Here is a 9,112-nt window from a genome sequence, read left to right as displayed (position 1 = left end):
AAGCGGGACAATTCGCCTCTTGCCGCACGGGACACCCCTTCCTATTGTCGAAAGCGACAATGAAAACAGGAGTCCCGGTGTGGGCGTAGTGATACCGCTGGAAGACAGCAAAAACAAACAGGCGTCCGTAAAGCCGCTCGTCGACCTGACGGCGCCTGACATGGAGCGTGTCAACCAGCTCATCCTGTCGAAGGCCGGCTCCGACGTTCAGATGATTCCCGAGGTCGCCAACCACCTGATTTCTTCCGGCGGAAAACGCCTGCGTCCGATGCTGACGCTCGCGTCAGCCGCCCTCTTCGGCTACGAGGGCGATGCACATGTGAAGCTCGCCACCAGCGTCGAATTCATGCACACGGCAACGCTCCTGCACGACGACGTCGTGGACGAAAGCGACCTTCGCCGCGGCAAGTCCACCGCACGTACGATCTGGGGCAACCAGGCAAGCGTTCTCGTCGGCGACTTCCTGCTCGGCCAGGCATTCCGCATGATGGTCGATGTCGGCTCGCTCGACGCGCTCGACGTGCTTTCGACGGCCGCCTCCGTCATCGCCGAGGGCGAAGTGCTTCAGCTTTCGGTCGCCAAGAACATGGAGACGACCGAGGACGATTATCTTCAGGTCATCCGCGCCAAGACGGCAGCGCTCTTTGCCGCTGCCGCCGAAGTCGGGCCGATCGTCGCCCAGACCAGCAAGTCCGACCGCAACGCATTGAAATCCTATGGCATGAACCTCGGCCTCGCCTTCCAGCTCGTCGACGACGTGCTCGATTATGGCGGCTCGTCGAGCGACCTCGGCAAGAATGTCGGCGACGACTTCCGCGAAGGAAAGATTACCCTCCCGGTGATCCTGTCCTACCGTCGCGGCACGGCCGAAGACCGCGCCTTCTGGCGTGAAGCGATCGAAGGCGGCGACAGCAGCGACGCCAACCTCGACAAGGCGCTTGGCCTGATCAAACGCTATGGCGGCTTGAGCGATACCATCGCGCGCGCCCAACACTACGGCACGATTGCCCGCGATGCGCTTGCGCCCTTGCCGGCCTCGCCCTGGAAATCGGCACTGACAGAAGTCATCGATTTCTGCATCGACCGGGTCAGCTGACGGCGCGTTCGCCAGGCGAGGACAGGTGGCAGGATTTTCTTGCCGCATTGCGCCAAAAAAGCCATTCTGTTCCTCAAGAGTTGCACTGGGCAATATGTGGCTGACTCCGAAACAACCCTTAGTGGTGCGCAAGGCCGAGCGATCGGCACGAAAGGTTTGACATGCGGCAAATGACGATCCTCCGCCTCCTCAGCGGCGCTGCACTGCTGGCGCTTGCCGCGGTCAGCACCAGCTACCCGGCTTTTGCCGAGGAGAAGGCTGCCGCTGCCGAGGAAAGCGAACCGTTCGACATCAAGACGGTCAACACCTTTGCCGGCGCATTCCTTGCCGCCCGCACCGCCGATACGGATCGCGATTTCGCCTCGGCGACAGAACTCTACAAGATCGCGCTACAGTTCGAGCCCAACAACAACGACGTCAAACAACGGCTGATGATCACGCTTTTGATGGCGGGCCAGTTCGACGACGGCGCAAAAATTGCCGAGCAGCTCAAATCCGACCCGGCTGTCGAGCGCATCACCACGGTCATTCGTGCGATCGAAGCGATCCGCAAGCGCGAGTATCGCAACGCACAGAAGCTCCTGAACTACCAGGGACCCAACGATCTCGACCGGCTGATGAACGGCCTGCTTTCCGCCTGGGCCAAGTTCGGCCAGGGCAAGCCGAAGGAAGCATTGGCGCAGATCAAGGAACTTGACGGCCCGGAGTGGTTCCGGGTGTTCAAGAACTACCACGCAGGCGCGATCGCCGTTGCAGCAGGTGACAAGCAGACCGCACGCACCCGGCTGAACGACGCCATTCTCGACCGCGAGGGCGGTAGCGCCGCACCGGATACCTTCATGCGGGCGGTCGAGGCACTCGCCCGGTTCGAAGCGCGCGAAGGCAACAAGCAAAAAGCACTCGACACCATCGCCGTCGGTGAAAACATGGTCAACAACTACACGCCGCTCCAGGCGCTCAGGACCAGCATCGAGAACGGCGTACAGCAGGAACAGCAGGTCAAGAACGCCACCCAGGGCGCCGCCGCCGTGCTCTTTTCCATTGGTGCAGCGCTCAATCGCGAAGGCGCCGAAGATATCGTCTCGCTCTATCTCCAGACCGCGCGCCGGCTCGACCCCGATAGTGCCGATATCCTGGTCATGCTCGGCGGTATTGCCGAAAACCTGAAGAAGCCGAACGAAGCGATCGAGCTCTACAAGGCGATCCCCGAGACATCGCCGATGCGACGGGTCTCCGAACTGCAGCTGGGCCTGAGCCTCGCGAGCATCGGCAAGGTCGACGAGGCGAAGAAGCACCTGAAGGCGCTGATCGACGTCGATCCGAAGAACATCCGCAACTATCTCGCCTATGGCAGCGTTCTGTCCGACGCCAAGGACTACAAGGAGATGGGCGAGCTCTACGACCGTGCCGTCGAGCAGATCGGGTCGGTGCCGACCCGCAGCGACTGGACCGTCTTCTTCCAGCGCGGCATCGCCTACGAGCGCCAGAAGCTCTGGGACAAGGCCGAGCCGAACTTCCGCAAGGCACTGGAGCTCAACCCCGACCAGCCGCAGGTGCTGAACTATCTCGGCTACTCCTGGGTCGACATGAACATCAATCTCGACGAAGGCCTCGAGATGATCCGCAAGGCGGTCGAACTGAAGCCGGATGACGGCTACATCGTCGATTCGCTCGGTTGGGCCTATTTCCGCATGAACCGCTTCGACGAAGCCGTGGTGGAGCTGGAAAAAGCGGCCGAACTCATGGCCGGCGATCCGACGATCAACGACCACCTCGGCGACGCCTACTGGCGTGTGGGCCGCAAGCTGGAAGCCGTGTTCCAATGGACGCAGACGCTTGAGCTGAAGCCCGAAGAGGCCGAGATCCCCAAAATCAAGGCGAAGATCGAGAACGGCCTGCCGCCGCTGAAGGAAGAGGTTCCAGCCTCCGCCGACGCCAAGGAGACGACACCGAAAAAGGTGACCCCGGAAGCGCCCGCGCCGGACAAGAAGTCCTGACGATCCCATGTCGGAAGGCGACATTGCGGGCTTCGCACTGACGCGCGCGGCGCCTGCCAAGATCAATCTGGCGCTGCACGTCGTCGGCCAACGGGCCGACGGCCATCATCTTCTCGAAAGCCTCGTCACCTTTGCCGATCGCGGTGACCGCATCGCTCTTGCTGCTGCCGATGCAGACCGCTTCACCGTGTCAGGGCCCTTTGCCGCCGAACTGCCAATGGATGCCAGCACCCAGGGCGGCAACCTGGTTTTGAAGGCCCGCGACCTGCTGCGCGCGGAACTGCGTTTGCGTGAACCCGCCGCAGCGGGCCCCGTGCATCTGCATCTCGAAAAGAACCTGCCGCTCGCGTCGGGTATCGGCGGCGGCTCCGCCGATGCGGCAGCGGCGCTTCGTGGGCTTCTCGACCTTTGGGATGCACCGATCGAACCTGCGCGGCTTCTGGCCATTGCGCTAAGACTTGGGGCCGATGTGCCGATGTGCCTCAGCGGCACCCCTCTTCTGGCAAAGGGCATCGGCGAGGACATCACACCGCTCGATGACTTTCCGTCGCTCCCGATGGTGCTCGTCAATCCGATGGTCGCGGTCTCGACGCCCGTCGTCTTCCGGACGCTTGCGAACAAGACCAATCCGCAACTGGTGCTGCCGCACCGGGTGGAGGCACAGACCGACTGGCTCTCTGCCATGGCATCGATGCGCAACGACCTGCAGCCACCGGCCGAGACACTGGAACCGGTCATCGGAACCGTTTGCCAGAGCCTCATCGACACAGGTGCTACGCTCGTGCGGATGTCTGGCTCGGGCGCCACATGCTTTGGCATTTTCAAGAACGACGAAGGCGCCGAGCGTGCAGCGGACGCACTTTCTGCGGCACATCCCGGATGGTACGTTCTCGCCTGCAAGACGACAGGGAAAGGGGCATAGAATGGCCAACAGCAAAGAAGCACGCCCCTTTGTTCCGGTCGGCATCGCCATCCTTACGGTATCCGACACGCGCACGCTTGCCGACGACAAATCCGGCGACACGCTGGAGGCCCGAGTGCGCGATGCCGGACATCGGCTTGAGGCGCGTGCGATCGTTCCCGACGACAAGAAGACGATCCAGGATCAGGTGAAGGCCTGGACGCTCGATCCGGCAGTCGACGTGGTGATCACCACAGGCGGCACGGGATTTACCGGCCGGGACGTAACGCCCGAGGCGCTGGAACCACTCTTCGAAAAACGCATGGACGGGTTCTCCGAAGTGTTTCATCGGATTTCCTACGACAAGATCGGCACCTCGACCATTCAGTCACGTGCGACCGGCGGCGTTGCCAACGCCACCTTCATCTTTGTCCTGCCGGGCTCGCCCGGTGCCTGCCGCGATGCCTGGGACGGCATATTGAAACAGCAACTCGACTACCGGCACATGCCCTGCAACTTCGTTGAGATCATGCCCAGGCTCGACGAACATCTCAAACGCGGCTGATATCGGCAGCCATTCCGGCCCGGCCGACATGTTACCTTTGGAACTGACAGCTGCTTTTCGCGCCGCTAATTTCTGACCGTCAGCCAGCGAAGAGCAAACGCCGCACCATCCACTCTTCGCACTGCCAGAGACGCCTTTCCGCCTATGTCCCTAAGCGGGGAGAAATGTTGGATACGACGTGCAGCCAGAATGCTGCCCGGCAAGCAATCTTTCAAACAAGGTCATTTGAGAGCCACTTGGAGGTGCCGTCCCAGGACTGGCACCTTTTTTTGTCTGGCGATGCGCTCAGGAGCGAACCGTCGCCTGTCTGCCCTCAAACGCGACCCATGCCGGCACCAGCTCGGTCGACAGTCTGCGCACGGACCCTACATTCGTCATGTCCCCGAGGCAGCTGTTGCCGTGCGCCGCCGCAAGCGCATCGTGCTTGTGCAGGAGGAAGCCGGTCTCGAGCGGCTTCTTTCGCCGCGCAAGCCGACTGAGGAACGGCTTTCTGTGCATCCTGGAATGGGAGAAGCGTGCCGGGGTCCTGTTGAGCGAGACATATTCGGCGAGCTCGTCGACCCAACGACCGAGCGGACGGGCACCCGGCTCCAGCAACATCACCCACTCGCCGCGTGCAGAGCGAACCACCTCAGCCAAGTCCCAATCCTGGCAGAAGCGGCACCCGGCCGCGTCCGCGACGTGCGCCGAACCGTCCTTGGACCCATGATCAAGGATGATCACATCGCTGACGAGCCCCTCGACCGCACCGGCAACCAGCACCGAAAGCGTCTGCGCCAGCTCGGCTTCATTATCCCGTGTTTCCATGATGATGGTCAGCATGGTATCTCCTACCGCATCGAGGGCGGAATTGCTACATCCTGTCCTCCCGACGCCCGTAGCACGCCCCGCCACAAAACGCTCGCGGCTCGCATCACATTTTTGTTCTTGAATTGTTCTCGTATTCGCGATAGGAAAATAATCAGAACAAAACGGGATCAGATTTGTGATTCCGGGGAGCCTCCAATGACCGAGCTGTCTCAGATCAGGCAAGGCGCGCTCGCGCCCGCCAATACGGCAGATGTCGCCGAAGCGATGATGAGTGCGACCGGGCTCAGGATCGATGTCGATCGTCGCCGGGGACGCGGCGCCGGGCTCAACATGTCCGGCCGTTTCGAGCCGCGCACGCTGGAGGCATTCGATGACGGTTGGGAAAGTCTTGAGGATCTGCCGCCTTTCAAGACCGAAGTGCAGATCGAAAAGCCGCGTTCGGTAATCACCAGAAACGAATCGCCGGATATCTCCTTCGATCGTTCGATCAATCCCTATCGTGGCTGCGAGCACGGCTGCATCTACTGCTTCGCCCGACCGACCCACGCCTATATGGGTCTGTCCGCCGGGCTCGACTTCGAAGCGAAGCTCTTTGCCAAGCCGGATGCCCCACGGCTTCTGGAGCGTGAGCTGGCCCGGCCGGACTATAAGGTGAGGCCGATCGCCATCGGCACCAACACCGACCCCTACCAGCCGATCGAAAAGGAATGGCGCGTCATGCGCCAGATTCTCGAGGTGCTCAGGGACGCCAACCATCCGGTCATGATCGTCACCAAATCGGCGATGGTCACCCGCGACATCGACATCCTGGCGCCGATGGCCGAACAGGGCCTCGTTCGTGTCGGCATCTCGGTGACGACGCTCGACCGCAAGATGGCGCGGACGATGGAGCCGCGCGCCGCAACTCCTCCCAAGCGGCTGGAGGCGATGCGTGCGCTTGCCGAAGCCGGCATCCCGACCGGGGTCCTTGTTTCCCCGATTATCCCGGCGCTGAACGATCATGAGATCGAAAGGGTGCTCGAAGCGGCAAGGACGGCCGGAGCGACGGAGGCGAGCTACGTTCTGTTGCGACTGCCACTTGAGGTCAGCCCGCTCTTTCGCGATTGGCTGCTGCGCAATTACCCCGATCGCTACCGTCATGTCATGTCGCTCGTCCGCTCCATGCGCGGCGGCAAGGACTATGACGCTGAATTCGGCAAGCGGATGAAGGGGGCCGGTCCCTATGCCTGGCAGATCGGCCGGCGCTTCGACCTTGCCGTCAAGCGGCTCGGCTTCAACCCGACGCGGCGGCAGCTGCGCGACGACCTCTTCGTGCCGCCGCTCGGAATGGGGGTGCAGCTCTCGCTTCTTTAAAAGACCTCGACGGGATGCCGACCGGACCTGATCAGGGTCGGGAGCGGCCGGATGTCGGGCGTGCCAATGGCGTCGGCGATGGAAGGTCACCCCGATTGCAGGCAGGTCGGCACGAATGCCTGAGGTCTTATCGCAGTTCCGGTGCCCCGTTCGCCGTTCTGGGCACCGGCCATCCCCCGTCCGCCGCCGCACTCGGACCGGGGGGCTTGAAGAGAATCGGTCGATCATGCGAATTAGACTTATGTCTCGTAGATCGCCCGATTCTCCCCTTTTTCCCGATGTCATCGAAGCGCCCGACTTCAGTTTCGAGCTCTCGGCCAAGGGCGACGGTTTCTGGCCGGTAGCCGGCGCGGATGAAGCCGGGCGCGGGCCGCTCGCGGGGCCGGTCGTCGCTGCCGCCGTCATTCTCAATCCGGACGCAATCCCCGAGGGACTGGACGACAGCAAGAAACTGAGCGCGCAGGCGCGTGAGAAGCTGTTCGAGGAAATTCTCGCGACAGCCGATGTATCGATCGCTTCCGCGTCGGCTGGCACGATCGACGCCACCGATATCCGCAAGGCGAGCCTGGAAGCGATGCGTCGCGCGGTTGCCGGTCTGCCGTCTGCCGCACGTTTCGTGCTCGTCGACGGCCGTGACGTGCCTCCAGGCCTTACCTGCTACGCAAAAGCGGTGGTGAAGGGTGACGCCCGCTCGCTCTCGATCGCGGCCGCCTCGATCGTCGCCAAGGTCACGCGCGACCGGATGATGGCGCGCGCGGATCTTGCGCATCCCGGCTACGGCTTTGCGCTGCATGCGGGCTATGCGACGGTGACGCATCGCCGCGCCATTGAGGCTCAGGGCCCCTGCCCACTTCACCGCATGAGCTTCCGCCCCTTGCGCCAGGACTGAGCTCGCATGCAAGCGTGCCCATCGGTCTTGCGGTAAAGCAGTCGATCCATCGAAGACATGGTTGCAGCTGGACGGCGCGCCGCGTTGGAAGCGTCGGCGCCGAGGTGGCAGGCGTGCCGTCGCGCAGGAACACAGCGGCCGACGCCTTGTTGCATCAATCCAACACCCCGTGGGTTCGTCTTGCATCTGACCAGAACCGAACTGCTCGTTGCTAGCCGGAAGCTGGAAACGGCAGCCCGCGCACAACGGCTCCGGTCGACGCTCCAGCGGTCAGAACAACCGCGGCAATCATCAGTACATCCATGCATCCGAAAACAAAAAGCCCCGCACAGGGCGGGGCTCTTCAATCGGAATGTCCGAGTTCTTTAGTTCAGGCGTGCCTTGACTTCGCCAAGTGCCTTCTTGAACAGATCGCTCTGGGCGCCGGCGTCGGCCTTGGCGGCAACGACTTTCTCGGCGGCGGAGATCGCGAGATCAACGGCTGCCGAACGAACGGCGTTGATCGCGTCACTTTCAGCCTGCTTGATCTTCTGTTCCGACAGCGCGGTGCGGCGGGCGACGAATTCTTCCGTCTTCTGCTTGGCTTCGGCGGTCAGCATTTCGGCTTCGCGCTGGGCGGCAGCAACGATACCGGCAGCTTCCGCTTCGGCATCCTTGCGCTTGCGCTGGTATTCGGCAACGAGGGCCTGGGCTTCTTCGCGCAGGCGCTTGGCTTCCGCCAGCTCGTTGGTGATCTTGTCGGCACGGGCGTCAAGCGCCTTGCCCATCATGCCCGGAACCTTGAGGTAGGCAATCAGGACGAGGAACAGGATCAAGCCGACGAGGGCATAGAAGGTCGCATCAAGATGCATGGTTCAGTGCTCCTCAGTTACCGGCCGATGCCTTGACGGCAGCGACGATCTCAGCCTTGGTGACGGTGCCACCGATGAGCTGCTTGACGACCGCGGTCGCAGTTTCCTCGGCGATCGCGCCGACGTCTGCAAGTGCCTTGGTCTTGATGTCGGCGATGCGGTCTTCCGCAGCGGCGATCTTCTTGGAAAGATCGGCTTCGACAGCGTTGCGGTCAGCCAGAGCCTTGGACTTGGCGGCTTCGCGTGCACCGTCGGCAATCTGATGACCCTTGGCCTTGGCGGTTGCCAATTCCTGCTCATAGGATGCGATGGCGGCGTCAGCTTCGCCCTTCAGGCGCGACGCTTCGTCGAGATCCTGAGCGATCCGGTCGTGACGGGTTTCAAGAATTCCGCCGATGCGCGGAATGATGACCTTCGACATCAGGAGATAGAAGAGGCCAAAGGTGATCGCGAGCCAGAGCAGCTGCGATGCGAAATGGGTCGAATCAAAGGGCGGGAACACGCCGGAACCAGCCTCGCCTTCGTGGGCCACACCCGTTTCGGTGTGCACCTCACCGGCCGCAGCGGCATCGTGTGCTTCGGCGCCTTCAGTGGTGGTTGACTGCTGGGCATAGGCCGCGGTCACAAACATGCTCACCTCCAGGTGCACT

The 9,112-nt window shown here is 62.3% G+C and carries 9 protein-coding genes; 6 read left to right on the top strand and 3 right to left on the bottom strand.

Features of this window, described 5'->3' with window-relative positions; translation table 11 throughout:
* The first annotated feature begins 79 nt into the window (after positions 1-79).
* From VGO04_RS27605 to moaB, 4 genes are all read left to right on the top strand, one after another.
* On the top strand, positions 80-1,096 hold the full coding sequence (locus VGO04_RS27605; protein ID WP_327499164.1) for a polyprenyl synthetase family protein: 1,017 nt from the start codon (positions 80-82) through the stop codon (positions 1,094-1,096).
* Positions 1,097-1,257: 161 nt separating this feature from the next.
* Entirely contained in the window at positions 1,258-3,093 is a 1,836-nt protein-coding gene (locus VGO04_RS27600; RefSeq protein ID WP_327499163.1) for a tetratricopeptide repeat protein, read from the top strand.
* Positions 3,094-3,100: 7 nt separating this feature from the next.
* Positions 3,101-4,015, top strand: coding sequence for a 4-(cytidine 5'-diphospho)-2-C-methyl-D-erythritol kinase (locus tag VGO04_RS27595; protein ID WP_327499161.1), 915 nt, complete (start codon positions 3,101-3,103; stop codon positions 4,013-4,015).
* A gap of 1 nt (position 4,016) precedes the next feature.
* Positions 4,017-4,559: a molybdenum cofactor biosynthesis protein B gene (moaB, locus tag VGO04_RS27590; RefSeq protein ID WP_327499160.1), complete on the top strand. Its 543-nt coding sequence runs from the start codon at positions 4,017-4,019 to the stop codon at positions 4,557-4,559.
* A 285-nt stretch (positions 4,560-4,844) separates the two neighbouring features.
* Here the strand turns inward: moaB and VGO04_RS27585 are convergent, their stop codons facing one another.
* Positions 4,845-5,381 (bottom strand): glycosyl transferase, encoded by a 537-nt coding sequence (locus tag VGO04_RS27585; RefSeq protein ID WP_327499159.1) that lies wholly within the window; start codon positions 5,379-5,381, stop codon positions 4,845-4,847.
* 183 nt (positions 5,382-5,564) lie between these two features.
* On the opposite strand from VGO04_RS27585, the gene VGO04_RS27580 reads away from it, so the two are divergent.
* Both VGO04_RS27580 and VGO04_RS27575 read left to right on the top strand, forming a co-directional pair.
* On the top strand, positions 5,565-6,722 hold the full coding sequence (locus VGO04_RS27580; protein ID WP_327499158.1) for a PA0069 family radical SAM protein: 1,158 nt from the start codon (positions 5,565-5,567) through the stop codon (positions 6,720-6,722).
* Between the two features lie 241 nt (positions 6,723-6,963).
* On the top strand, positions 6,964-7,611 hold the full coding sequence (locus tag VGO04_RS27575) for a ribonuclease HII (protein WP_327499157.1): 648 nt from the start codon (positions 6,964-6,966) through the stop codon (positions 7,609-7,611).
* Between the two features lie 365 nt (positions 7,612-7,976).
* On the opposite strand, the gene VGO04_RS27570 is transcribed toward VGO04_RS27575, so the two are convergent.
* Entirely contained in the window at positions 7,977-8,462 is a 486-nt protein-coding gene (locus tag VGO04_RS27570) for a F0F1 ATP synthase subunit B (protein ID WP_327499156.1), read from the bottom strand.
* 13 nt (positions 8,463-8,475) lie between these two features.
* Positions 8,476-9,093 (bottom strand): F0F1 ATP synthase subunit B, encoded by a 618-nt coding sequence (locus VGO04_RS27565; protein ID WP_327499165.1) that lies wholly within the window; start codon positions 9,091-9,093, stop codon positions 8,476-8,478.
* Positions 9,094-9,112: the final 19 nt, after the last annotated feature.

The organism is Ensifer sp., assembly GCF_035999185.1.
Taxonomy (GTDB): Bacteria; Pseudomonadota; Alphaproteobacteria; order Rhizobiales; family Rhizobiaceae; genus Ensifer.
Note: the sequence above shows the minus strand (reverse complement) of the source record. Positions and strands in the feature narration are given on the sequence as shown.

Coding starts and splice junctions, on each gene's coding strand:
- VGO04_RS27600 (WP_327499163.1), top strand. CDS start 1,258: ATGCGGCAAATGACGATCCTCCGCCTCCTCAGCGGCGCTGCACTGCTG.
- VGO04_RS27595 (WP_327499161.1), top strand. CDS start 3,101: ATGTCGGAAGGCGACATTGCGGGCTTCGCACTGACGCGCGCGGCGCCT.
- moaB (WP_327499160.1), top strand. CDS start 4,017: ATGGCCAACAGCAAAGAAGCACGCCCCTTTGTTCCGGTCGGCATCGCC.
- VGO04_RS27585 (WP_327499159.1), bottom strand. CDS start 5,381: ATGCTGACCATCATCATGGAAACACGGGATAATGAAGCCGAGCTGGCG.
- VGO04_RS27580 (WP_327499158.1), top strand. CDS start 5,565: ATGACCGAGCTGTCTCAGATCAGGCAAGGCGCGCTCGCGCCCGCCAAT.
- VGO04_RS27575 (WP_327499157.1), top strand. CDS start 6,964: ATGTCTCGTAGATCGCCCGATTCTCCCCTTTTTCCCGATGTCATCGAA.
- VGO04_RS27570 (WP_327499156.1), bottom strand. CDS start 8,462: ATGCATCTTGATGCGACCTTCTATGCCCTCGTCGGCTTGATCCTGTTC.
- VGO04_RS27565 (WP_327499165.1), bottom strand. CDS start 9,093: ATGTTTGTGACCGCGGCCTATGCCCAGCAGTCAACCACCACTGAAGGC.